We start from the raw sequence: 23,843 nt of genomic DNA, 5'->3' as shown, positions 1-23,843 counted from the left end.
GCTCACTGTGTGCCACGCGCTACAAGCGGAGCCGTTTATCACCCGTTCAGAGCAGTGCCAGTAGTACGAAACGTGAAGCTCACGCGTAACCGTCTCACGTATGTGCGGCCGAACGGCCCAGCGACGGCGTCCGTTCGGCGATCTCGCTGAGGAGTTCGAACGAACGCAGACGGTCATCATGGCCGTGGACGATGGTCGTCACCATGAGCTCGTCGGCCGCCGTCGACTCCAGCAACTCGTCGATCCCGGCGCGGGCCGTTGAGGGGGACCCGATGATCTGGTTGGCCATGCGGTCCTCGATCACCAGCTCGTCGATCTCGGTGTACGGGTAGTCCGCGGCCTCCTGCGGCGTGGCCAGCGGGGCCGGGCGGCCCTGCCGCAGCCGCACGAATGAGAGCGCTCCCGGGCCCGCGAGGTAGCGGGCCTGCTCGTCGGTGTCGGCGACGATCACCGACGCGCACACCATCGCGTACGGCTCCTGGAGGACCTCGGACGGCCGGAAGTGCCGCCGGTAGAGCTCCAGCGCCGGCAGCGTGTTCTGCGCGCTGAAGTGGTGGGCGAACGCGAACGGCAGGCCCAGCAGTCCCGCGGCCTGCGCGCTGTAGCCGGACGAGCCGAGCAGCCAGATCGGCGGCTTGTTGCCCGCCGCGGGCACGGCGTTGAGCTCGGCGGTGCCCTCGAAGTACTTGATCAGCTCGGTCAGCTCCTGCGGGAAGTTCTCCGCGGAGAGACCGGCCTCGGTGCGCCGCAGCGCCCGCGCGGTCTTCTGGTCGGTGCCGGGTGCGCGGCCGATGCCGAGGTCGATGCGGCCGGGGTGCAGCGCCTCGAGCATGCCGAACTGCTCCGCGACCACCAGCGGCGCGTGGTTGGGCAGCATGACGCCGCCGGAGCCGACGCGGATGGTCGACGTGGCGTCCGCGACGTGCCCGATCAGCACGGCGGGCGCGGAGGACGCGATGCCGGGCATGTTGTGGTGCTCGGCGAACCAGTAGCGGTGGTACCCGAGGCGTTCGGCCTGCTGGGCGAGCTCCCGCGAGTTCCGCAGCGCGGTCGTCGCGTCCGACCCCGACGTGATCGGGGCGAGGTCGAGTACGGACAGCGGGATGTCGCTCAGACGGCTCATACATCGATCAACACCGATGCTTCGTCACTTCTTCCGTGAGCCGCGTAACTCGTTTCGACGCCTTCGCGTAGCTCGTGCCCTCGGGGTGCAGCGTCAGCACCGCGACGATGCTGAACAGGCACGTCCCGGACGTGTGCAGGGCGGGCGACTTCAGGTCCAGCTCCCACTGCGCGCGGGGCCGCGGCCGGTCCACGCACGGCTTCGCCGGGTCGCCGAACCCCGACCACCCCTGCTTGAACGCGGGCCGCCACGTCGCCGACGGCAGCCCGAACGACTGGTCGAACCCGTCCGCGGCGCACTTCTCGGCCCGGTGCAGGTGTCCCATGATCGTGTGCCGGACCTTCGGGTGCGCGTCCTCCAGCAGGTACCGGTAGATCTTCACGACGTCATGTGCACTCACGGCCGTGTAGCCCCACATGCCGCGCTTCTCCGGCGGCCGCGTGTCCCTGAGCCGCAGCCGCTCGGCCGTGCGCACGACCAGCTGGTCCCAGCCGTTCTCGACCCACAGCTCGCTCGCCGCGCTGTCGTCGCTCACGCGAAGCATGGGTTCGATGCGCGGGTCGTCGCCGCGCGTCTCCAGCTGCTCGATCGCGATCAGGATCTTCACGAGCGAGGCGGACCTGAACGGCTTGTGCACGTCCCGGCCCGTCAGCGTCTGCGTGATCCGGTCGTAGACGGCGTAGGAGGCCGTCGTTGTGGGGACGGGGGTCGCGAGCAACGCCATCGTCAGAAGTAGGTGCACCCTCCCGGAAGTTAGCGCTCCTCGTGCCGGTTGTCTCGTAGCTCACAGGTGGGACGGACCTGTGTCGCCGTTCCGTTGACCGAGGTGTGACGGATGTGGTGGTGATCGGCGCGGGACAGGCGGGCCTGTCCGCCTCGTACTTCTTGCAGCGGCGCGGTGTCGACCACGTGGTGCTCGACGCGAACCCCGGTCCGGGCGGCGCCTGGCTGCACCGCTGGCCGAGCCTGCGCATGCGGACCGTGCACGGCATCCACGAGCTGCCCGGCATGCCGTTCGAACAGCCGTCGCCCGACGAGCCCGCCAACGAGGCGATCCCGTCGTACTTCGCCCGCTACGAACAGCTCTTCGACCTGCCGGTGATCCGCCCGGTGAACGTCACGCAGGTCCTGGGCCACGGCTCGTTGCTGGAGGTCGAGACCTCCGGCGGAACCTGGACCACGCGCGGCCTGATCAACGCGACCGGCACGTGGCGCCGCCCGTTCTGGCCGCACTACCCGGGCCAGGAGACGTTCCGGGGCCGCCAGCTGCACACCGCCGACTACCGGGGCCCCGACGAGTTCGCCGGCAAGCGCGTGGTCGTCGTGGGCGGCGGCGCGTCGGCCACGCAGTTGCTGATGGAGCTCGCTCCTCTCGCAGCGGAGACCCGGTGGGTCACGCGACACGAACCGGTGTGGCGCGAAGGACCGTTCACCGAGGACTACGGCCGCTGGGTCGTCGGGATGGTGGAGGAACGCGTCCGCGCCGGCCTGATCCCGCGCAGCGTCGTCAGCGTGACCGGGCTCGCGCTGAACGACGCGACCCGGGCCGCGCTGGCCTCCGGGGTGCTGGACCGCAAGCCGATGTTCTCGCGGATCACGCCTGGTGGGGTGGAGTGGGCTTCGGGGGAGCGGTTCGACGCCGACGTGATCCTGTGGGCGACGGGGTTCCGGCACGACCTGGACCACCTCGCGCCGCTGCACCTGCGCGGGGCCGGGGGCGGGATCCAGGTGGACGGGACGCGGGTGGTGTCCGACCCCCGGATCCACCTGGTCGGGTACGGGCCTTCGGCCAGCACCATCGGGGCCAACCGGGCTGGTCGCAGTGCCGTTCGGGAGTTGGTGGGGTACTTGGACGGGCTGAGGGTGGCCGGTTGAGCTGGGCAGGGCTGGCAGAACGCGGCCGGTTGAGCGCAGCTGGCTGAACGCCGGTTGAGGGCCGTGTGGCTGTGGTGGTGGCTGCGGGGCGGCGGTCGTCGAGCGGGAACGGTCGGGCGTTCGCGGGTGGCTGCGGGACGGCTCAGGTGGGCGTGGCCGGTTGAGCGCAGTTGGCTGAGGGTGGCTGGCTGAGAGGGCGGTTGAGGGCCGTGCGGCTGTGGTGGCTGCGGGGTGGCGGTTGTCGAACGGGGAACGGCCGGGCGTTCGCGGATGGCTGCGGGACGGCTCAGGCGGGCGTGGCCGAATGAGCGGCTGGGGCGCTCGGGTGGGCAACGCGTACCCAAGGGTGGCGCGGCCGGGGGTGGACGGCGGAGGTCGGCGCGGCTGGGGTCCGAGGTGCGGGTGGGGAGTTCGTGCTGCTGACCGCTTTGACGCGGTCGTGAGCGGCGAGCCCCTGCGCCGGTATGGGGTTGGCGTGGTGTCGGGTGTGGTGAAGCGAGCGCGGCGGTGTTGATGTGCCAGGATCGCGAGCGCCGGAACTTCGCCTCGGTGCGGGGCAGCGTGGCGGCAGGTGCAGCGAAACCCTGCTGCGGCGTCAGCTGACGCGGTCGTGAGCGGCGGAGAGGTCAGCTGTCCGCGTTGGCGCGGTGCTTCGAAAGGCGTGTCGCCACGAACACCGCCACGGCGACCACGGCCAGCCCCAGGACCACCTTGGAGCCCAGGCCCACGTACTGCTCGACCAGGTGCCAGTTGTCGCCCAGCAGGTAGCCCGCGAGGATCAGCGCCGTGTTCCACAGCAGGCTGCCGGCCGCCGTGTACGCGACGAACGGTGCTAATCGCATGCGTTCCACGCCCGCCGGGATCGAGATCAGGCTGCGGAAGACCGGGATCATGCGGCCGAAGAAGACGGCGCGGTAGCCGTTGCGCAGGAACCAGGCCTCTGTTTTGTCCACATCGGACACCCGGACCAGGGGCATGCGGGCGGCGATGCGGCGGACCCTCTCGCGGCCCAGCCGCGCGCCGACCCAGTACAGCAGCAGGGCGCCCGCGACGGAGCCGAACGTGGTCCACAGGACGGCGTCGAGCAGCGACATCTTGCCCTGGGCGGCGGTGAAGCCCGCCAGGGGCAGGAAGACCTCGCTGGGCAGCGGCGGGAACAGGTTCTCCAGCGCGATCGCCAAAGCCGCTCCGGGTGCGCCGGCCGTGTGCATCAGGTCGGTGACCCAGTCGACCAAGTTCATGGTTTCCACGGTACGGAGGTTGGTCGCGGGGGACATTGGGGTGATCCGCAGGATTGGGGTGGGGGAAACCCCACCCTGGGAGTTGGGGGAAACCACTAGGGGACAGCTGAGAAAGTCCAGAAAGGACCTGAGACGGGCCGTTCGTCTGCATCGCAACGAAAGCGCCGTCGGACGTGTGATCGTTGGCTGCGGTGCTCCGCTGATGGCCGACCTGGTGGGACGTGTGTGATCTGCGGCGCTCTGGCCACCACCTCCCGGCGCGGGCGTGCGCGGTGCTGCTCGAACGCGCTGGGAGCCGGTCAGGGTGCCGGGTGAGGTGCTGTTCGCGGTGCCGCCGTGGTCGATCGCGTGCGCGGTGCGGCTGTCCACCGACAGGGCTAGGGCGAGCCGGGCCCGCGGCACCCGCACCGCCGGCCGAACGGCACCGGAGCCTGCGCGCGGCGATCGGGTGGAGCTACGACCGCCTCTGCGGCGGAGAGCGGTCCGCGGACGTGGTGCGCCGCGGAGCGATCCCCGCGGCGCACCACTGAAAACCGCTGCTCAATGAGGTCGGGGGACTCGAACCCCCACTGGCTGGGACCTAAACCCAGTGCCTCTGCCAATTGGGCTACGACCCCTCGTGCGGAAGCCTATAGCGCGTCCGTGGACCCGCTCTCGCGGGTCGCGCGAAGCCGCCCTCCCCGCCGTCCACTACGGTTGCGGGCAGAACCGCTGCTAGGAGGACATGTGGCTCGCGATCCCGACACCATCCAGCGCGAGATCGAGCAGGCTCGCACCGCGCTGGCCGCCACCCTGGACGAGCTCAGCGAGCGCGCCAACCCGCAGAAGCTCGTCGAGCAGGGCAAGTCGTCCGTGCTCGAGGTGCTGAGCAGGCCCCAGGTGAAGTACACGCTGATCGCGGTCGGCGCGGTGGTCGGCTTCGCGCTGGTCCGCAAGCTGTTCCGCTAAGCGTGCACCAACGGTAGGAGCACCTGCTCGACGACCTTCTCCACGAACGGCTCGTCGAGCGGGTCACCGGTGAGCATCAGCCGGTAGATCAGCGCGGCGCCCGCGATCTCGACCGCCATGCCGCGCGGGGCGTCCGCCTTGAGCTCGCCCCGGTCGGCCGCGCGGTCGAGGATCCCGCGCAGCACGTCGCGCTGCGAGATCAGGAACGTCTCCCGGAACGCCGCCGCCAGCTCGGGCTCGTGCGGCAGCTCGCCCACGAGCGCCTGCGCGGCCTTGCCGATCGGTCCGGAGAGGAACGCGGCGAACGACGAGAGGAACTCGCGCAGGTCCCCGGCCAGCGAGCCGGTGTCCGGTGCCGCGAGGTTCTGCGTCGCGAGCTGGGTGCACGTGTCGATCACGAGATCGAGCTTCGACTCCCACCGCCGGTAGATCGTCGCCTTGCCCGCTCGCGCGCGGGCCGCGACGGCGTCCATGGTGAGGGCGCGGTACCCGACCTCGGCCATCACCTCGAGCGCTGCCTGACGTAATGCGTCGTCCCTGCTGGCGTCGCGAGGACGGCCCCGCTGGGGGACCCTGCCCTCGTTGTACGCCGTTGTCGACACGGCCATGCCACCTCCTCGTACAAGGGCACGGCTCATGCGTGTCTCCCCGCCCCTTTGGCGGGACATCCTAGGCGTCCTGCCCACCCCGCAGGGTGAGCAGCACCCGGTTCGCCGCTTCGTGTTGCGGTCCGCGGCTTCTCGAGCGGCGCGCGGGACAGCTCCTGCGTTTCCGGCCGCTCAACCGGTCGAGTACCGGGAAAAGTTCCGGTCCCTGTCGAAGGCGGACTTCAGCGGCGACGGCGCGAACGTCCACGACCTGTACGGCTCGACCCGTGGCGATCACCGTGTTGGTCACGGCCGGTCGGTCCCGGCGGGCCTGACACGGGCCACGGCGAGCTGGGTCAGGTACCGCTTCACGACCCGGCCGCCGAAGCGCGTGTCGATCAGCGACCGGATGTCCGCGACCAGTTCGTCCCGCGTCGGCAGCGAGATGTGGTTCGAGTACGTGAGAAGCAGGTCCACGTACGCCTCGGTGTCGTAGGCCCGTTCCCACTCGTACCGGTGGAACTCCGGCTCCTCGAACTCGGGGCTGTCGTCGAACTCGCGCGGGACGTCCTCGGCGCGGGGGAGCCGGAGCCCGGGCGGGGTCGAGGGGTCCCAGCGCTCGTAGCACTCCTGCACGTCCACGAAGAACTGCTCGGTGCCGCCCGCCACGTGGTGCGTCGAGATCACCGCCAGCGCACCGCCGGGCCGCAACGCCGCGGCGCAGCGGGCCATCCGGGTGGCCGGGTCGAGCCAGTGGAACGCCGTCGCGGACACCACGAGGTCGAACGGTTCGCCCGGCAACGGCCACGAGTCGAAGTCCGCGACGACCACGTCGGCGGCGGGGGCGTGCGCACGGGCAAGCGTCGCCAGCGCGGGGCTCAGCTCGACCGCCGTCACGTGTCACAGCGCCGTCAGCGGCAGCGTGGCCTGACCGGTGCCGGGACCGATCTCCAGGATCCGCGGGCCCCGCAGACGGCCGAACAGCTCGGCGGGGTAGGTCGGACGGGCCCGGTGGTAGCGGGCCGCGTCCGCGCCGAACGCGGTGCGCAGCCTCTCGCGGTCGGTCACGCGTCGAATTCCAGCGACCGCGACGGCAGCGCGTCCATCCCGTTCCGCGCGAACCCGGCCCACAGCCCCCGGACGGTCTTCGCCAGCCCGACGTCCGGCTCGTGCCCGGCCAGCATGCCCGCGCCCGACCAGCCGGCCGGGTCGAACAGCAACGGCAGCTCCATGCAGTGGCACGCGCCCAGCGGAGCGCCCGGAGGCGCCCACTTGAACCTGTAGGTGGCGACCTGGCCGCCCGCCGCCTCCCAGTCCCGGGCGAGCTGCCGGGCGGGCCCCGCGAAGACCAGCTCCGTCACCGCCTCCCAGTGCTCGCGGCTCGGCACGTACGGGCTGCCGTCGTCCGCGGTGTGCCCGACGAGCAGCTCGACGCGGGACGCCGCCGCGGCCAGGTCGACCTCGCCGAGCTCCGGGGCGAACGGCATGGCACCGGAAGGCCCGAACCGGGGCCCCAGCTCGGCGACGACGGCGATCTGCGCCACCAGCACGTCGTCCGCGGGCGTGGAGGCGTCCACGGAGACCGACGACCGCAGCGCGGCCGTCATCTCGGCGCGCTCGGGGCCGCGGGTGCCCAGCGGCGCGCTCTGCAGGATCGCCCGGTGGAACAGGCCCTCCGTGTCGGTGAGCATCAGCGCGTACACGGAGTCGGCGCCCGCGGACTGGCCGAACGCCGTCACGTTCGCCGGGTCGCCGCCGAACGCGGCGATGTTGTCCCGCACCCACCGCAGCGCGGTGAGCTGGTCGAGCAGCCCCAGGTTGTCCCGCAGGTACCCGAAGACGCCGAGCCGGTAGCTGACGCGGACGACCACGACGCCCTCCGACGCCAGCAGGTCGCAGTCGTACTTGACCGACTCACCGCTGCCCGTCACGTACGCGCCGCCGTGGAACCAGACCATCACCGGCAACCCGGAGGCGCCGGCGGGAGCCGTCACGCTCAGCACGTGGCAGTGCTCGTCGAACGCCAGACCCTCGACCGAGTTGCCGACCAGCGCCGCGAGCGCCGAGGGTGGCTGCGGGCACGCGGGACCGCGCTCGCCGGCGTCGACCACGCCGTCCCACTCGTACGGCTCGGGTTCTTCGAACCGGGAAGCCGTCGCATAACGGACACCGCGCGCTCGTACGAGACCTTCGGCGTTGATCAGCACGGTTCCGATGGTAGGCACGCGTAACCAATTCCACAGCGTCTCGATTCGGCGTGAAGCCCGCGGCAGGAGCACGATGCAGGGGGTTTGTACGGCGGAACAGAGGAGGTGCCCGGTGCGGGCTACGACGATCTACGGCACCCGAGACATCCGCGTCGAGGAGGTGCCGGACGCGGCGGTCCAGGAGTCCACCGACGTCGTCGTCCGGGTCGAGCTCGCGTGCATCTGCGGCAGTGACCTGTGGGCGTACCGGGGTGTGGCCAAGCGCGAGGAGGGGCAGCGCATCGGCCACGAGTTCCTCGGCATCGTCGAGGAGGTCGGCGGCGCGGTCCGGTCCGTCAACGTGGGCGACCGCGTCATCGCGCCGTTCGTGTGGAGCGACGGCACGTGCGCGTACTGCCAGGCCGGGCTGCAGACGTCGTGCCGCAACGGCGGGTTCTGGGGCGGCAAGGGCAGCGACGGTGGGCAGGGCGAGGCCGTGAGGGTGCCGCAGGCGGACGGCACGCTGGTCCGGGTGCCCGCGGACGCGCCGCAGGAGCTGCTGCCCGCGTTCCTCAGCCTGAGCGACGTCATGGGCACCGGTCACCACGCCGCCCTGGGCGCGGGTGTGGGTCCCGGCAGCACCGTCGCGGTCGTCGGGGACGGCGCGGTCGGGCTGTGCGGCGTCCTCGCGGCCAAGCGGCTCGGCGCCGAGCGGATCATCGCGCTGGGCCGCCACGAGGACCGCGCCAAGATCGCCAAGCTCTTCGGTGCCACGGACCAGGTCGCCGAACGCGGCGAGGCCGCGGTCGAGCGGATCAAGGAGATGACGGGCGGCCTCGGCGCGTCGGCGGTGCTGGAGTGCGTCGGCACCGAGCAGTCGTGGGAGACCGCGATGGGCGTCGTGCGCGACGGCGGCAGGATCGGCTACGTCGGCGTGCCGCACGAGATGCCGGGGCTGCCGCTGGGCAAGCTCTTCGGGCGCAACATCGCCATCGGCGGCGGCATCGCGCCCGCGCGGGCGTACCTGCCGGAGCTGCTGGCCGACGTGCTGGCCGGCCGGATCGACCCCGGTCCCGTCTTCGACAGGACGGTCTCGCTCGACGACGTCGCCGAGGGCTACCGGGCGATGGACGAGCGGACCGCCCTCAAGGTCATCGTGCGGCCGTAGCCCTCCTGGCGGCGGTCAGCACGTAGTCCTCGGCGCGCACGCGCTTGGTCCGCATCCAGTACCGCCAGGTGAAGCCCGGCCACACGGTGCGGTTCACGCCCTGCGCGTCGAGGTACCAGCTCTTGCAACCGCCCTGGGTCCAGACGCCCTTGCCGAGCTTGCGCTGGATCTCCGAGTTGAACTCCTGCTGGGCCTCCAACCGCACGTCCAGCTCCGCTGCGCGGTGCCGGTCGAGGAGCCGGAGGCACTGCGAGACGTACCGGATCTGCGACTCGATCATGAACACGACCGAGTTGTGCCCGAGTCCCGTGTTGGGGCCCAGCAGGAAGAACAGGTTGGGGAAACCCGAGACCGTGATGCCGTAGTAGGTCTCGATCCCCTCCTGGCGCCACTTCTTCGCGAGGTCGACGCCGTTCTTGCCCTGGATGTCCAGGTAGTCGAACGAGTCGACGACGTGGAAACCGGTGCCGTAGATGATGACGTCGACCTCGTGCTCGACGCCCGCACTGTCCACGATGGAGTTCTCGCGGACCTCGGAGACCTTGTCGGTCACCAGGTCGACGTTCGGGTAGCCGAGCGCCGGGTAGAAGTCGTTGGAGATGAGCACGCGCTTGCAGCCCATCGTGTAGTCGGGCTTCAGCTTCTCGCGCAGCGCGGGGTCGGGCACCTGCTTCTTCATGTGCCGCAACGCGATGCCCTGTGCGAACTGCATGATCTTCGGGTTCACCGCGAAGCCCAGCGCGGACGACTCGCGCATCCAGTAGACGAAGTTGCGGTAGAGCCGTTGCGTGACGGGCAGGGCGCGGAACAGCTTCTGCTCCCAGCCGCTGATCTCGCGGTCGGCCTTGGGCATGATCCACGGCGGCGTGCGCTGGAAGATCTTCATCGACCCGACCTGCCCCGCGATCTTCGGGACGAACTGGATCGCGGACGCGCCGGTGCCGATGACGGCCACGCGCTTGCCGGTGAGGTCGTGGTCGTGGTCCCACTGCGCGCTGTGGAACGCCTTGCCGGCGAAGTTCTCGATGCCCGGCAGTTCGGGGATGTTCGGGATGTGCAACGCGCCGACGCCGGCGACCAGCGCCTTCGCCGTGTACGTGTCGCCCTGCTCGGTCGTGACGTTCCAGTGCTTGGCCTCGTCGTCCCACCGCGCGCCGGAGACCTTGCTGTTGAAGCGGATGTGCGGCCGCAGCCGGTACTTCTCGGCCACCCGCCGCAGGTAGTCGAAGATCTCGCCCTGCTGCGCGAACATCCGCGACCACTTCGGGTTCATCTCGAACGAGAACGAGTACATGTGCGACGGCACGTCGCACGCGCAGCCGGGATAGGAGTTGTCCCTCCACGTACCGCCGAGGTCGGCGGCCTTCTCGAGAACCACGAAGTCGTGCTCGCCGCGGCGCTTCAGCTCGACGGCCATGCCCAGGCCGGAGAAGCCGGTGCCGATGACGAGGACCTTCGTCTCCCGGTGCATGGGGGTTCCCTCCGCTCGCGGTGGCTACTTCGCAGTAGGTTACTCGAAGTAAGTTACGAGCGGTAGACTCCGTTCGTGACTGCTCCGCGCCGCCGCATGCCCAAGGCCCAGCGCATGGCGCAGATGCTCACCGTCGCCGAGGAGATCTTCGCCGAGCAGGGGTATCTGGCCACGTCGATGGACGAGATCGCCGAACGCGTCGGCGTCTCGAAGCCCATGCTCTACGAGTACTTCGGCTCGAAGGAAGGCCTGCTCATCGGCTGCATCCACCGTGCGCGCACGGAGTTGCGCGAGAAGACGGCGGCGGCCATCGCGGGCGCGGCGGACCCGGAGGAGTTCCTGCGGCTCGGGCTGCGGGCGTTCTTCGAGTTCATCGTCGACCACCAGCGGTCCTGGGCCCTGCTGCGGCAGGAGGCGGCGATCGCGGTGCCGTCGGCGCAGGAGGAGGTCGAGGGGATCCGGCAGCAGCAGACGGACATGATCGGGTCCGTGCTGGTGTCGTTCGCGCCGCAGATCGATCCGCTGGAGGCGGAGGCCTTCGCGGAGATCGTCGTCGGCGCGTGTGAACGGCTCGCGGTGTGGTGCGAGCGCAGGCCCTCGGTGGGACCCGCGCTCGCGACCGACTACGTGATGGCGGTGGTCTGGCCGGGGGTGGCCGACCGCCTCAGGAAGCTGCCCGGACCCGTTCAGCCCGCATGGCGGTGACGGCCGGCAGGTCGATCGGCGCGACCTTGGTCCCGGTCGCCCACTCGATCAGCATGTCCGCGAGCGCCGGGTTGCGCGGCAGCACCGGCCCGTGCAGGTACGTGCACACGATCCGGCCCTGAACAGCGCCTTCGACGCTGCCGTCGTTGCCCGTGCCGACCTTGACGTGCGCCAGGGGACGCGCGGCCGGGCCCAGCACCGTGCGGCCCTGGTGGTTCTCGAACCCGGTCAGCGGGCCCGCGAACAGGCCGTCGGCGGGCTCGGCGACGACCTCGCCGATCGCGCGGCTGCCGCCGGCGTGGGAGGTCGAGTCGATCAGGCCCATGCCGGGGTGGGTGACGTTGTCGGCACGGGTGAAGCTCTCGCCGAAGATCTGGATGCCGGCGCAGACGCCCAGCACCACGGCGTTCTTCGTGACGGCGCGCTGCAGGCCGGGGTGCTCGCGCAGGTGCTTGACCGCCAGCGTCTGCGCGGTGTCCTCACCGCCGCCGACGACGTAGATGTCGCACGAGTCCGGCACCGGCTGGCCGTAGTTGATCGGCACGATCTCGGCTTTGATCCCGCGCCACGTCATGCGCTTCTCGAGGACCACGGCGTTGCCGAAGTCCCCGTACGTGCCGAGGAGATCCGGCAGCACGAGCGCGATCTGGACAGTCGACTCACTCATCAGCGGCAGCCCTGGCATTCAAGTCGCGGAACGCGGTGTAGTTGGCGATGACCTCGACCGCGCCCTGCGGCATCTGGTCGATGGCCTTCAGGGGGTCGGGCACGATCGTGTGCTGGACCTCGGCGTACGTGAGACGCACCGCGAGGTCCGTGGCGCGTTCACCGGAAGCGATGACCGTGCGGCCCTGCAGGCGTTCGAACGGGACGTCCCACAGCCACGACAGGTCGCGGCCGTCGGCCTCTTGGGCGTTGATCACCAGGACGGCCGGGTGGTGGGCTTCCTTGACGACCGTGAGCGTCTCGCTCCAGCCCGCCGGGTTCTTGCTGAGCAACAGGCGCGCGCTGCGGCCGTTGCGCTGGATCGTGCGGTAACGGCCGCTCACGTTCGAGACGCCGCGCAGACGGCGCACGGCTTCCTCGGCGGGGACGCCCATCGCGTGCGCGGCGGCGGACGCCATGACGGCGTTGGCCTGGTTGAACTTGCCCGGCAGCGTGAGGCGCAGCTCGAGCTTCTGGTGCTCCGGCGTGATCATCGCCTCGTCGGTGGTGATCCAGTTCGGGTGCGGGCGGGCGAGGTCGCAGCCCGTGCAGTGCCAGTGCTCGCCCTGCCAGCTGATCGGGCTGCCGCAGCGCGGGCAGCTCGCCGAGTCGTGGTGCCAGCCGGTGCCGGTGGCGACCCAGACGACCTTCCCGGCGTTCCAGGCCGCGCTCGTCACCATCACGTCGTCGCAGTTGGCGACGATCGTGCAGTTCCGCAGCTTGGAGATGGCGTCGCGCAGCGACCGCTCGATGGTGCGGACCTCGCCGACGCGGTCCAGCTGGTCGCGGCTCAGGTTCAGGACCACCGCGACGGCCGGGTTGCTGGCACCCGCGACGGCCGGGAAGTAGGCCTCGTCGCACTCCAGGACCGCGTACGGGGCGTCCGGCTGCTTCGACAGCGCCGTGACGTGGCCGTCGGGCATGTTCGCGCCGCTGTGGTTCGTGGCGACCTCGCCCAGCGCGCCCACGGCCCTCGCCAGCATCATCGTGCTGGTCGTCTTGCCGTTGGTGCCCGTCACGACGGCGACCCTGCGGCCCTGCGTGAGGCGGCCCAGCGCCTGGGGGTCGAGCTTCAGCGCGACCCGGCCGCCGATCATGCCGCCGGCGCCGAGGCCCATCTTCTGCGACAGCGTGGAGCTCAGGTTGCCCAGCTTCACGGCGGCTGCGGTGCGCAGGGGAAGGCGGGCGGGGGAATCGTTCACCCCGGCGACTCTACCGGCGCTCGCGGAGCGGCTCCTGCCCGGCTCGCTCCGCTTGCAGGACTTCTGGAGACGCGTTGCAGGTTTTCTGGAGATCGCCCCAGCAATGTCGTTCCTGTCAGCAAGACAGCGAAGACACCGACCTGGGGGTCATCGAAATGCGCACCACGAACAAGGCTTTCGTCAGCGCCGTTCTCCTCGCGGCCACCTTCACCTCCGTCCTGCTCCCCTCGGCGGGCGCCGCGCCGGCCAAGCCGGACGCCGCGGTCGTCTACTCCGAGGCCGACTTCTCGACGATGGCGACGATCACCAGGGCCGAGGTGATGGCCCGCGCCAAGACGTGGGTGGACGCGAGAGTGCCGTACAGCATGAGCGCCGCGAGGGACGGCTGGCGGACCGACTGCTCCGGCTTCGTCTCGATGGCCTGGAACCTCTCCAAGCCGGGCCTGAGCACGGTCACGCTCGTCGGGTCCAACGTGACCCACCGCATCACCAAGGACGAGCTGCTGCCCGGCGACATCCTCATCAAGGGCGGCCCCGGCACGGAGGGCGCGGCCGGGCACGTCCGGTTGTTCGGCGGCTGGCTCGACTCGGCCCGCACCCGTTACTGGGTCTACGAGCAGACCCCGCCCATCGCGACGTACAACGAGTACACCTGGTCCGCGACGGCCGCCGAGTACCCGCCCTACCGCTACAACAACATCGTCGGCGGTAGTGGCCGCGGCAACGCCGACATCACCGGTGACGGCAAGGGCGACCTCTTCGCCGTGTACCAGGACAAGTTGCGCTACTACTTCGGCGACGGCAGCGGCAACCTGCACTGGGGCAGCGAAGGCGGCGTCGGCTGGGGCGCGCTGGGTGAGATCGCGATGGGTGACGTGAACGGCGACGGCAAGGGCGACCTGATCGCCGAAGCCGGCGGGAAGCTGCGGTACTTCTACGGTGACGGCTCGGGGAACCTGCACTGGGGCAGTGAGGGCGGCAGCGGCTGGGAGGCCGTCAAGCACCTCAACCTCGAGGACGTCAACGGCGACGGCAAGGCCGACATCGTCGGTGTCGTGGGTGACAAGCTGCGCTACTACTACGGCGACGGCACGGGCAACTTCCACCTCCACAGCGAGGGTGGGAGCGGCTGGGGCGCTCTGTCCAAGCTGGAGGCCGGGGACGTCAACGGCGACGGCAGGGCGGACCTGGTCGCCGTCGCGGGTGACCAGCTCCGTTACTTCTACGGCGACGGCAGTGGCAACTTCCACTGGGGCAGCGAAGGCGGCACCGGCTGGGGAAGCCTGGGCCACCTCGCGGTGACCGACATGAACGGTGACGGCAAGGGCGACCTGCTCGCGGTCGCCGGCGACAAGCTCCGCTACTTCTACGGCGACGGAACGGGGAACTTCCACTGGGGCCACGAGGGTGGCGCCGGCTGGAGCACCCTGACCCGCTTCGCAGGATGAGGGGGAACCAGCCATGAGGAAGATCCTCGTTCTCGCCGCCGCGGTGGCCGGTCTGGTCGCCACGCCCGCGCTGGCCACGGCGTCCGAACTGTCCGCGCAGGACTACCGGGACGACTTCATCGCCGTCGCCGGACCGCTCGCCCAGGACGTGAAGCGGGAGTACGACGTGCCCGCCTCGGTGACCACCGGGCAGGCGATCCACGAGTCCGCCTGGGGCCGCAGCACCCTGTCCGCCAACGACCGCAACTACTTCGGCATCAAGTGCAAGGACGGCCTGCCCGGCCCGATCGCCGTCGGCTGCCGGGCCTACCCGACGACCGAGTGCGACCAGAGCGGCTGCCACCCCGCCACGGCGTACTTCCGCACCTACAACTCGATGCGGGACTCGTTCCGCGACTACGGCCGGATGATCTCGACGGCCCCGAGCTACGCCCACGCCCTGCCGTACCGGTCGCAGCCGGACAGGTTCCTCACCGAGATCGCCAAGGCGTACGCGACCGACCAGTCCTACGTGACCAAGGTCCTGGCCATCATGCGGAACTGGAACACCTACCGGTTCGACAACGCCGGTGGCCGCGGCAACGCCGACATCACCGGTGACGGCAAGGGCGACCTCTTCGCCGTGTACCAGGACAAGTTGCGCTACTACTTCGGCGACGGCAGCGGCAACCTGCACTGGGGCAGCGAAGGCGGCGTCGGCTGGGGCGCGCTGGGTGAGATCGCGATGGGTGACGTGAACGGCGACGGCAAGGGCGACCTGATCGCCGAAGCCGGCGGGAAGCTGCGGTACTTCTACGGTGACGGCAGTGGCAACCTGCACTGGGGCAGCGAGGGCGGCAGCGGCTGGGAGGCCGTCAAGCACCTCAACCTCGAGGACGTCAACGGCGACAACAAGGCCGACATCGTCGGTGTGGTGGGTGAGCAGCTCCGTTACTACTACGGCGACGGCACCGGGAACTTCCACCTCCACAGCGAGGGTGGCAACGGCTGGGGCGCTCTGTCCAAGCTGGAGGCCGGGGACGTCAACGGCGACGGCAGGGCGGACCTGGTCGCCGTGTACCAGGACAAGCTGCGCTACTACTACGGCGACGGCAGTGGCAACTTCCACTGGGGCAGCGAAGGCGGCGTCGGCTGGGGAAGCCTGGGACATCTCGCCGTGACCGACATGAACGGTGACGGCAAGGGCGACCTGATCGCTGTCGCCGGTGACCAGCTGCGCTACTTCTACGGCGACGGAACGGGGAACTTCCACTGGGGCCACGAGGGTGGCACCGGCTGGAGCGCCCTCACCCGCTTCGCCGCCTGACAACCGCACGACGACCAGAACGCCCCTGCCGGCCGGTGGGGGCGTTCCGGCGTCAGCGGCTCAACGAGCGCAGGATCCTGATGAGCTCCACGGTGGGCAGCTGGCAGAGCTGTGCCATGTTCTCCAGGGCGGGCAGGTCGAGGTGCACCTCCGGTGAGACGCCGGGAGGCAGCGCGTGCAGGCGTCCGGCCGCCCACCTCCGCAGCGGGATCAGCCGGGAGTTGTCGGTCGCCGCGACGGCGGCGAGGTTGAGCGCCAGGTGGCCTGTCGGGATGTCGCCGAAGAAGCGTTCGTGGACGCGGGCGAGGACCTCGTGCGCCGGAACGTCGAGGGCGTGGCAGATCTCCACGAGGCGCACGACCGAGCACTGCCGGGTGCCGAGCTCGTAGGTCGCGAGCGTCTGCAGCGAGATCTCCGTCTGCAGCCGCTTGTTGAGCTCCTTGCGGGTCCATCCGCGTCGCTTGCGAAGGCTGCGGATCTCATCACCGAGCACGCGCTGGTACGCCGCTGTGTCGATTTGGCCGTTCGCAGGTCGCACTGGTCCCTCCACCCCGTGAGCGGGTCTCACGGTCATGGAAGGCGCCAGTGCTTCGTCGCTTACGCAACTTGCCCGTAGAATCCCCCGAACGGGGGTACTTCTCTACTCTGAGTATCAGTTCACGCAGCGCACGCCGTCTGCGGAGATGGGCGGAGGGGCCGCGGGGTCAGCCGGTTGCCGGCGCGCACCGTCCAGGGCGAGCACTCCGGACCCGGTGAAACCCTGCGCGCCGGGACCCGAGTAGTCGGCTCCGAGGAACACGCGGGCGGTGCCGACCGGGATGTTGACGTCCTCCTCGACCTTCAGCCCGCCGAGGGCCTCCTGGACGGCGTCGGCGCCCGCCTCGCCGCCCTTGCCGTAGCGCACGACCGACTTCGCCAGCGCCTCGGCGTTGCCCGCCTGGCCGCCCTTGAAGCCCTTCGTGACGAGCGACTGCAGCACCTGGCCCGCGAGGCCCGGCTGGCCGGAGGCGTTGCGGACGTCGACGGTCAGCGAGGCCTTGTCGAACTTCGGGGTGGCCGGGTTCGAGGACGCCGGGGCCTTGCCCAGGCCCTTGAAGAACGCGCGCACCTCCGACTCGACCACCTCGACCGCCGAGCCGTCCTCCGGCGTCTGCAGGTCGGGGTTGCCGGTCGGGATGGTCTGGAACGTCATGTTGCCGCCCGTCATGTCCTTCATCTGCAGGGCGAACTTGGTGATGTCCCAGCCGTCGTCGAGCACGATCGCGCCGCTCACGGCCTTGATCATGTCGTTGCGCTTCGTGCTGTCGGTGAGCACGCCCGCCGACAGCATCTTCTTGGCGAGGCCCGCCATGAAGACCTGCTGGCGCACGACGCGGTCGAGGTCGCCCAGCGGCAGGCCGTGGCGCTGCCGGACGAACGCCAGCGCGTTCTTGCCCTCGATGGTCTGCCGGCCCGCGGCGAAGTTCGCTCCGGAGAAGCTGTCGCGGACCTTGTTGTTGAGGCAGACCTCGATGCCGCCGATGGCCTTGGTGATGTCGTAGAAGCCGACCAGGTTGACCTCGGCGTAGTGGTCGATCGTCGTGCCGGTGAGGGTCTGCACGGTCTCGATGAGGTTGTTCGCGCCGGCCTTGCGCGACTCCATCTCGACCTCGGGCCCGCTCTTGCCGCTGCCCTTCAGCTTCTCGGCGGCCTGGTTCTTGGCGTAGCCGTAGGCGGAGTTGATCTTGTGTCGCCCGAACCCGCCCGCGATCTTCACGTAGGAGTCGCGCGGGAACGAGACGGCGAACGCCTTGCCGCTGTCGTTCGGGATGTGCAGCAGGATGAGCGTGTCGGTGTTGAACCCGCCGTCGTCGGTGCCGCCCGCCTGCAGCTCGTTGAGGATGTTCTGCGGCAGCGGGTTGCCCTTGGAGTCGGTGCGGCTGTCCATGCCGACCAGCAGGATGTCGATCGCGCCGTCGGCCGGCTTCTCACCGGCGTCGGCGAGGTTCAGGTCTTGTTTGGTCAAGCCGTCGGTCAGCGCGGTGAGGTTCTGCCACGCGACGCCGGTGACCACGAGGACCGCCGCGGACAGCATGCTGATGAAGACCTTGGCGCCGGTCGAGGCGCCGCGCCTGGCCGCACTCGGGCGGCGGGCGGGAGCGGGCCTCGGGCGCGGCCTCGGCTCCGGGGCCTCCGCCTTGGCCGGGGTGGTGCGGACCGTCGGGCGGTCGGCCGGCGAGCGCGGTGCGGACGAGGCCGCACGCCCGCGCTGGGGTTGAGGGCGCGCCGGTTCGATGCGCCTCGGGGGCTCGCGCCTCGGCGGCTCCGCCCGGTTCGGCTGCCTGCGCGGCGGGTCGGACGCACGCGGCGGCACCGGCGGGCGGCGGGGCTGTCCCGCCTGCGGACGAGGGGTGGCGGAAGGGCGCCCAGATGACGATCGACCGGGAGCCCCGTTCGGGTCTCCCGGCCGCGGCGGCCGGTTGTCCACACCCACTCCTCTCGGCACATGCGGGTACCCCAAGTGGACGTGCGGGAGCGTCACTCGGTTGTGCAAAGGGTGGCACAGTGGTGGACACCAGCCGATCAAGGCCCCCTGACCAGCGTTTTTGTCCGTTTCGTAGACTCGTCGCCGTGTTGACGATGCAGGACGCGCTGCTCGCGCTGACCAAGTACTGGACCGACCGAGGCTGCATCGTGGTGCAGCCGTTCAACACCGAGGTCGGGGCGGGAACGCTGAACCCCGCCACCGTGCTGAGGGTGCTGGGTCCCGAGCCGTGGCGCGTCGCGTACGTGGAGCCGTCCGTGCGGCCCGACGACGCCCGTTACGGCGAGAACCCGAACCGCCTGCAGACGCACACGCAGTTCCAGGTGATCCTCAAGCCCGACCCGGGCGACCCGCAGGAGCTCTACCTCGGCTCGCTCGAGGCGCTGGGCATCGACGTCCGCGCGCACGACGTCCGGTTCGTCGAGGACAACTGGGCCTCGCCCGCTCTCGGCGCCTGGGGCCTCGGCTGGGAGGTCTGGCTCGACGGCCTGGAGATCACCCAGTTCACGTACTTCCAGCAGGCCGGCGGCATGACGCTCGACCCGGTGTCGGTGGAGATCACCTACGGCATCGAGCGGATCATGATGGCGCTGCAGGGCGTCGACCACTTCAAGAAGATCGCCTACGCGCCCGGCATCTCCTACGGCGAGGCGTTCGGCCAGGCCGAGTACGAGATGTCGCGGTACTACCTCGACGACGCCGACGTGGAGGCGAACAAGCGCCTCTTCGAGGAGTTCGCCGCCGAGGCCCGGCGCATGCTCGACGCCCGCCTGCCCGTGCCGGCGCACAGCTTCGTGCTGAAGTGCTCGCACATCTTCAACGTCCTGGACGCGCGCGGCTCCATCTCGACGACCGAGCGCGCCCGCGCGTTCGGCCGGATGCGCGGCCTGGCCCGCGAGGTCGCCGGTCTGTGGGCCGAGCGCCGCGCCGAGCTCGGGCACCCGCTGGGCGTCGCCGAGGCTCCCGCCGCCGTCGAGAAGCCCTCGTCCTTCGCCGACGTCGTGGCGCCCGCGACCCTGCTGTTCGAGATCGGCACCGAGGAACTGCCGCCCGCCGAGGTCGTCCGGACCGTCGACGCGGTGCGCGAGGCCGTGACGGCGAAGCTCGGCGCCACCCGCCTCACGCACGGCGAGGTGGCGGTGCACGGCACGCCGCGCCGGATCGTCGTCCTGGTGCCCGCCGTGTCGCCGCGCGAGCCGGACGCCGAGCGCACCGTCCGCGGTCCGCGCGTCTCCGCCGCCTTCGACGCCGACGGCAACCCGACGAAGGCCGTGCAGGGCTTCGCCCGCGGCCAGGGCGTCGACGTGTCCGCGCTGGGCCGCGTCACCGAGAACGGCGTCGAGTTCGTGGCGCTGACCAAGACCGACGCCGGGCGCGGTGCCGTCGAGGTGCTCAGCGGCCTGCTGGGCGAGGTCGTCGCGGACCTGCGCGCCGAGAAGAACATGAAGTGGAACGACCCGAAGCTGTCGTTCACCCGCCCGATCCGCTGGCTGCTCGCGCTGCTGGGCTCGACGCCGGTGCCGGTCGCGGTGTCGTCGCTCGCTTCCGGCACGACGACCCGCGTTCACCGCACGGCTTCGACGCCGGTGGTCGAGGTGTCCACGGCGGACGGATACCTGGAGTTCCTGTCCTCGCACGGGATCCAGGTCGACGCGGCCGCCCGCTCGGCCGCGATCGTCGAGGCCGCGCAGGAGCTCGCGGCGTCGGTCGGCGGCGTCGTCGAGGTCGACGGGCTGCTGTCCGAGGTCACGAACCTCGTCGAGTGGCCGACGCCGATCCTCGGCTCGTTCGAGGAGCGGTACCTGGAGCTGCCTGCCCAGATCCTCACCACCGTGATGCGCAAGCACCAGCGCTACCTGCCGGTGCGCTCGGCCGACGGCGCGCTGCTGCCGCACTTCGTGGCCGTGGCGAACGGGTCCGTGGACGCCGACCTGGTGCGCGCGGGCAACGAGGCCGTGCTGCGGGCGCGGTACGAGGACGCGGCGTTCTTCTGGCGCGCGGACCTCAAGACGCCGCTGGAGGAGATGAAGTCCGGTCTCGCGAAGCTGACGTTCGCGGACAAGCTGGGCTCGATGGCGGACCGCGCCGCCCGGATCGCCGCGCTCGCCGGCCGGTTCGCCGAGGTGGTCGACGCCGACCGCGAGACGCTGGACCGCGCCGGCGCGCTGGCCAAGTTCGACCTCGGCTCGCAGATGGTGATCGAGCTGTCGTCGCTGGCCGGTGTGATGGCCCGCGAGTACGCGGAGCGGGCGGGGGAGACGCCCGAGGTCGCGCTGGCGTTGTGGGAGATGGAGCTCCCCCGGTCGGCCGGCGACGCGCTGCCGTCGTCGGTTCCGGGTGCGCTGCTGTCGCTGGCCGACCGGTTCGACCTGCTGGCAGGGCTCTTCGGGATCGGCGCCCAGCCGACCGGGTCGTCCGACCCGTTCGGGCTGCGTCGTGCCGCGCTCGGCGCGGTGACGGTGCTGAGGGCGTTCCCGGACCTGCGGGCGATCACGTTGCCGGTGGCGCTTTCCCTTGCCGCGGAAGGGCTCGAGGTCTCGGCCGACGCGCTGGAGACGGCACGGGAGTTCGCCGTGCGCCGGTACGAGCAGGCTTTGCTCGACGCCGGGCACGAGCACCGGTTCGTCCAGGCCGTGCTGCCGCTGGCCGACTCGCCCGTGCTGGCCGACGAGACGCTCGCGCAGCTGGAGTCGCTGGCGGGCGACGAGTCCTTCGCGGCGCTGACGGCTGCTCTGCAGCGGGTGCGGCGGATCGTGCCGGCTTCGGTGGAGGGGTCGTACGACGCCTCCGTGCTGGTCGAGCCCGCCGAGGTGGCGCTGCACAAGGCGTTCGACCCGGTGCCGCGGGACGTGGCCGGGCTGGCCGCTTTCGTGGCCGCGGCCGAGGGGTTGACCGGGCCGATCAACACGTTCTTCGACGAGGTGCTGGTGATGGCCGAGGACGAGTCGGTGAAGGCGGCTCGGCTCGGGTTGCTGGCGTCCATCCGGGACTTCGCGGCGCCGGTGCTGGACTGGACCCAGCTGTAGGAGCGCCTCCGGAGCTCCGGCCGCAGGCCTTCCACCTCAGCGGCCTGGTCGGAGGTGTTCGCGAAGCGACGGTGGTGGAGGACGGCCGGAGCCGTCCTCCACCACCGCGTGTCAGCTGGTCCCAGCAGCGCACCTGAGGTCGTCCGGGCGCTGCCCGCCGAGCAGGTACTCGGTCACCTTGTCGTTGGCGCACTTGTTCTTGCCGATGACGTAGGCGCCGTGCCCGCCCTGGTCGATCGTGATCATCGCGGCCCTGTCGCCGAACGCGCGGCGCGTCGACCGGGCGCCGGCCAGCGGCGTCGCGGGGTCGCGTTCGTTCTGCACCAGCAGGACGTTGCGCGGGCCCCGGTCGGACGGCAGGACCTGCTTCTCCAGCGGCTTCGGGAAGAACGCGCACGGCTGGATGTTCGCGGCGGCCGCGCCGAACATCGGGTGGCGGACCCGGTCGACCGCCACGTTGCGCTCGTACGTGCCGACCGACGTCGGCCAGGCCGAGTCACCGCAGATCACGTGCAGGCGCCCCGCCAGCAGGGCCTGGACGCGCGGGACCTCCGGGTAGTCCTGCGGCGGCTGCGGCTGTCCGGTGTCGAAGGCCTTCCAGGAGGCGGCGAGCTTCGTGAAGGCCGCGTCACCGGTGCCGTACAGGGCCGTGAAGGTGAGCAAGCGGAAGGTCCTGCCGTCGATGCCCTCCACCGAGGGCTTCTCGTCGAGCCGTGCGGCGAGGTCGAAGAACTTGGCGCGCACCTGCTGCGGCGTGGTGCCCAGGCCGTGCTCGGGGTGCGCCGCCGCCCACTTCGCGAAGTCCGGGAACGTGTCCTCGACGCCGCGACCCATCAGCCGGCCGCCCTCGACGTCCCAGCCGCCCTTCGGCAGGTTGCTGTCGATCACGACGCGGTCGGAGGTCTTCGGGAACAGCGTGGCGTACACCGAACCCAGGTACGAGCCGTACGAGTAGCCGAGGAACGACGCCTTCTCCTCGCCCAGCGCCGCACGGACCGAGTCCAGGTCACGCGCGATGTTCGCGGTCGTGTTGTACGGCAGTTCGTCCGCGGAGGACGACTTCAGGCACTGTTCGGCGATCTTCTCCACCTCGGCGGCGCGCTGGCGCACCTCGGCGGAGTTGTTCGCGTACGGCGGCACGCTGCCGTCCGCCATCTGCTCCTCGGTCATGTCGCACGTGGACGGTGAGCTGTAGCCGATGCCACGCGGGTCCATGCCGATGACGTCGTAGGCGTCCTGCACGCTCTGCGGCAGGCCCACCGCCTTCAGCACCGCCGGGAACGTGAGGCCCTCGCTCGGCCCGCCGGGGTTTGTCAGCAGGATCCCCTTGCGCTTCGCGGGGTTCTTGCTGGCCAGCCGGCTGAACATCACCTCGGTCTTGCGGCCCTGCGGCTTGCGGTAGTCGAGCGGCAGCTGGAGCTTGCCGCACTCCAGGCCCGGCAGCGCCACGTCGGCGGGACAGGCGACCCACTGCACCTCGGGCTTCGGCGTGCCGGCGGACGACACCCCCGGCACCGCCACCACGCCCGCGGCGGCGGTCACGACCGCAGCCAGTGACAAAGCTTTTCGCATTAGCAAATCCCTCCCCGACGGCACGCCCCTCCGGCGTGCCGAACCGATGAAAAAGTCAGCCGTTCATGCGGACGAGGACGTCGAGCTGCGCCTTGTTGTAGAGCTCGGCGATGGTCTTGACGATCGTCTGCGCCACGAACTTCTCGCTGTGCGGCGAAGCGCCGTACAGGCTCGCCGGGTCCGGGAACGCGGCCCGCATCTCCAGCACCTGCGGGTGTACGCGCATGCGCTCCGCCAAGTCCTGGCGCGTCGCCTCGTCCGCGTCCGCGGGCAGCTCGTCGAACTCGACGAGCACGGGAACCCTCGCGTAGCGCTTGAGCACCTCGGCGTACGAGGACAACGCCTCCGGCGAGACCAGCTGGGCCAGCACGACGGTGAACGAACGGTCCTGCGGTGACAGGTCCACGTTCGCGAGCATCGCCGCGACGTCCGCAGGCAGGTCGGTCGGTGACTCCTGCCGCAGGATCACCGCGATCTCGCCCCGCACCCGTTGCAGGCGCTCGATCGTCGCCGCCAGTTCGGCGTCCATCTCGCGCAACGCCTCGCCGGGGTGCTCGTCGCCGTCGCCCAGGTCCGCGATCTGCGTGAGCGACAGCCCGAGACCGGTGAGGCGCTTGATCCGCAGCACCCGCACGAGGTGCGGCACGCCGTAGCTCTTGTAGCCGTTGGCCTTGCGCTCCGGCTCGGGGAGCAGGCCCACCTCGTGGTAGTGCCGGATCGTGCGCAGCGTCGTGCCGGCGAGGTCTGCCAACTGAC

22 protein-coding genes and 1 tRNA gene are annotated in these 23,843 nt (G+C 70.7%); 8 read left to right on the top strand and 15 right to left on the bottom strand.

All coding sequences use genetic code 11. The features are described from left to right. Positions 1 to 94 precede the first annotated feature (94 nt). Both V1227_RS21905 and V1227_RS21900 read right to left on the bottom strand, forming a co-directional pair. Positions 95 to 1,123 (bottom strand): LLM class flavin-dependent oxidoreductase, encoded by a 1,029-nt coding sequence (locus V1227_RS21905; protein WP_236221710.1) that lies wholly within the window; start codon positions 1,121 to 1,123, stop codon positions 95 to 97. Between the two features lie 7 nt (positions 1,124 to 1,130). After that, positions 1,131 to 1,865: a hypothetical protein gene (locus V1227_RS21900; RefSeq protein WP_329787448.1), complete on the bottom strand. Its 735-nt coding sequence runs from the start codon at positions 1,863 to 1,865 to the stop codon at positions 1,131 to 1,133. 86 nt (positions 1,866 to 1,951) lie between these two features. Here V1227_RS21900 and V1227_RS21895 point away from each other — a divergent pair, with 86 nt between their 5' ends. Next, positions 1,952 to 2,998 (top strand): FAD-dependent oxidoreductase, encoded by a 1,047-nt coding sequence (locus V1227_RS21895; protein ID WP_329787447.1) that lies wholly within the window; start codon positions 1,952 to 1,954, stop codon positions 2,996 to 2,998. 626 nt (positions 2,999 to 3,624) lie between these two features. Here V1227_RS21895 and V1227_RS21890 read toward each other — a convergent pair. Together V1227_RS21890 and V1227_RS21885 are read right to left on the bottom strand one after the other, a co-directional pair. Further along, the gene (locus V1227_RS21890; protein ID WP_329787446.1) at positions 3,625 to 4,239 is read right to left on the bottom strand and encodes a DedA family protein; all 615 of its coding nucleotides are present in this window, start codon (positions 4,237 to 4,239) and stop codon (positions 3,625 to 3,627) included. A 544-nt stretch (positions 4,240 to 4,783) separates the two neighbouring features. After that, a tRNA-Leu gene (locus V1227_RS21885) sits at positions 4,784 to 4,856 on the bottom strand. A 109-nt stretch (positions 4,857 to 4,965) separates the two neighbouring features. On the opposite strand from V1227_RS21885, the gene V1227_RS21880 reads away from it, so the two are divergent. Then, positions 4,966 to 5,187, top strand: a complete 222-nt coding sequence (locus tag V1227_RS21880; protein ID WP_090098321.1) for a DUF3618 domain-containing protein — start codon at positions 4,966 to 4,968, stop codon at positions 5,185 to 5,187. Here V1227_RS21880 and V1227_RS21875 read toward each other — a convergent pair. The 4 genes from V1227_RS21875 to V1227_RS21860 form a co-directional block, all read right to left on the bottom strand. Then, positions 5,184 to 5,795: a TetR/AcrR family transcriptional regulator gene (locus V1227_RS21875; protein ID WP_236221715.1), complete on the bottom strand. Its 612-nt coding sequence runs from the start codon at positions 5,793 to 5,795 to the stop codon at positions 5,184 to 5,186. The two genes, V1227_RS21880 and V1227_RS21875, sit on opposite strands and share 4 nt — an antisense overlap. Positions 5,796 to 6,080: 285 nt before the next feature. Further along, positions 6,081 to 6,671, bottom strand: a complete 591-nt coding sequence (locus V1227_RS21870) for a class I SAM-dependent methyltransferase (RefSeq protein WP_329787445.1) — start codon at positions 6,669 to 6,671, stop codon at positions 6,081 to 6,083. A gap of 3 nt (positions 6,672 to 6,674) precedes the next feature. After that, complete coding sequence (locus V1227_RS21865) at positions 6,675 to 6,842, bottom strand: hypothetical protein (RefSeq protein ID WP_329787444.1); 168 nt, start codon at positions 6,840 to 6,842, stop codon at positions 6,675 to 6,677. Next, positions 6,839 to 7,981, bottom strand: a complete 1,143-nt coding sequence (locus V1227_RS21860; protein WP_329787443.1) for a carboxylesterase family protein — start codon at positions 7,979 to 7,981, stop codon at positions 6,839 to 6,841. The genes V1227_RS21865 and V1227_RS21860 overlap by 4 nt, the downstream gene beginning before the upstream one ends. A 112-nt stretch (positions 7,982 to 8,093) precedes the next feature. Between V1227_RS21860 and V1227_RS21855 the strand changes: the two genes are divergently transcribed. Continuing rightward, positions 8,094 to 9,128 carry a zinc-dependent alcohol dehydrogenase family protein gene (locus V1227_RS21855; protein ID WP_329787442.1) on the top strand — a complete coding sequence of 345 codons (1,035 nt, stop codon included), beginning with the start codon at positions 8,094 to 8,096 and terminating at the stop codon, positions 9,126 to 9,128. On the opposite strand, the gene V1227_RS21850 is transcribed toward V1227_RS21855, so the two are convergent. Next, positions 9,112 to 10,599: a flavin-containing monooxygenase gene (locus V1227_RS21850; RefSeq protein ID WP_329787441.1), complete on the bottom strand. Its 1,488-nt coding sequence runs from the start codon at positions 10,597 to 10,599 to the stop codon at positions 9,112 to 9,114. The genes V1227_RS21855 and V1227_RS21850 overlap by 17 nt on opposite strands. A gap of 96 nt (positions 10,600 to 10,695) precedes the next feature. Between V1227_RS21850 and V1227_RS21845 the strand changes: the two genes are divergently transcribed. Then, positions 10,696 to 11,304 (top strand): TetR/AcrR family transcriptional regulator, encoded by a 609-nt coding sequence (locus V1227_RS21845; RefSeq protein ID WP_329794077.1) that lies wholly within the window; start codon positions 10,696 to 10,698, stop codon positions 11,302 to 11,304. On the opposite strand, the gene V1227_RS21840 is transcribed toward V1227_RS21845, so the two are convergent. Beyond that, positions 11,264 to 11,971, bottom strand: a complete 708-nt coding sequence (locus V1227_RS21840) for a type 1 glutamine amidotransferase (protein WP_090098665.1) — start codon at positions 11,969 to 11,971, stop codon at positions 11,264 to 11,266. The two genes, V1227_RS21845 and V1227_RS21840, sit on opposite strands and share 41 nt — an antisense overlap. Beyond that, on the bottom strand, positions 11,964 to 13,211 hold the full coding sequence (locus V1227_RS21835; protein WP_329787440.1) for a MurT ligase domain-containing protein: 1,248 nt from the start codon (positions 13,209 to 13,211) through the stop codon (positions 11,964 to 11,966). The genes V1227_RS21840 and V1227_RS21835 overlap by 8 nt, the downstream gene beginning before the upstream one ends. Before the next feature lie 155 nt (positions 13,212 to 13,366). On the opposite strand from V1227_RS21835, the gene V1227_RS21830 reads away from it, so the two are divergent. Both V1227_RS21830 and V1227_RS21825 read left to right on the top strand, forming a co-directional pair. Then, positions 13,367 to 14,659 (top strand): C40 family peptidase, encoded by a 1,293-nt coding sequence (locus V1227_RS21830; RefSeq protein ID WP_329787439.1) that lies wholly within the window; start codon positions 13,367 to 13,369, stop codon positions 14,657 to 14,659. A gap of 13 nt (positions 14,660 to 14,672) precedes the next feature. Beyond that, the gene (locus V1227_RS21825; protein WP_329787438.1) at positions 14,673 to 15,965 is read left to right on the top strand and encodes a glucosaminidase domain-containing protein; all 1,293 of its coding nucleotides are present in this window, start codon (positions 14,673 to 14,675) and stop codon (positions 15,963 to 15,965) included. A 52-nt stretch (positions 15,966 to 16,017) separates the two neighbouring features. On the opposite strand, the gene V1227_RS21820 is transcribed toward V1227_RS21825, so the two are convergent. Both V1227_RS21820 and V1227_RS21815 read right to left on the bottom strand, forming a co-directional pair. Beyond that, positions 16,018 to 16,539: a helix-turn-helix domain-containing protein gene (locus tag V1227_RS21820; protein WP_442916345.1), complete on the bottom strand. Its 522-nt coding sequence runs from the start codon at positions 16,537 to 16,539 to the stop codon at positions 16,018 to 16,020. Positions 16,540 to 16,617: 78 nt separating this feature from the next. Then, a complete protein-coding gene (locus V1227_RS21815; RefSeq protein WP_329787436.1) occupies positions 16,618 to 18,039 on the bottom strand; it encodes an LCP family protein in 1,422 nt (473 codons plus the stop codon). Between the two features lie 4 nt (positions 18,040 to 18,043). On the opposite strand from V1227_RS21815, the gene V1227_RS21810 reads away from it, so the two are divergent. Both V1227_RS21810 and V1227_RS21805 read left to right on the top strand, forming a co-directional pair. Then, positions 18,044 to 18,223 (top strand): hypothetical protein, encoded by a 180-nt coding sequence (locus V1227_RS21810; protein ID WP_329787435.1) that lies wholly within the window; start codon positions 18,044 to 18,046, stop codon positions 18,221 to 18,223. Positions 18,224 to 18,584: 361 nt separating this feature from the next. Beyond that, on the top strand, positions 18,585 to 21,515 hold the full coding sequence (locus tag V1227_RS21805) for a glycine--tRNA ligase (protein ID WP_329794076.1): 2,931 nt from the start codon (positions 18,585 to 18,587) through the stop codon (positions 21,513 to 21,515). A 111-nt stretch (positions 21,516 to 21,626) separates the two neighbouring features. Here the strand turns inward: V1227_RS21805 and V1227_RS21800 are convergent, their stop codons facing one another. Beyond that, on the bottom strand, positions 21,627 to 23,087 hold the full coding sequence (locus V1227_RS21800; RefSeq protein ID WP_329787434.1) for an alpha/beta hydrolase: 1,461 nt from the start codon (positions 23,085 to 23,087) through the stop codon (positions 21,627 to 21,629). A gap of 55 nt (positions 23,088 to 23,142) precedes the next feature. Next, positions 23,143 to 23,838 carry a helix-turn-helix domain-containing protein gene (locus V1227_RS21795; protein ID WP_329787433.1) on the bottom strand — a complete coding sequence of 232 codons (696 nt, stop codon included), beginning with the start codon at positions 23,836 to 23,838 and terminating at the stop codon, positions 23,143 to 23,145. Between the last annotated feature and the right edge of the window lie 5 nt (positions 23,839 to 23,843).

Origin of the sequence: Lentzea sp. DG1S-22 (assembly GCF_036321065.1) — a bacterium.
Classification (GTDB): domain Bacteria; phylum Actinomycetota; class Actinomycetes; order Mycobacteriales; family Pseudonocardiaceae; genus Lentzea; species Lentzea jiangxiensis.
Note: the sequence above shows the minus strand (reverse complement) of the source record. Positions and strands in the feature narration are given on the sequence as shown.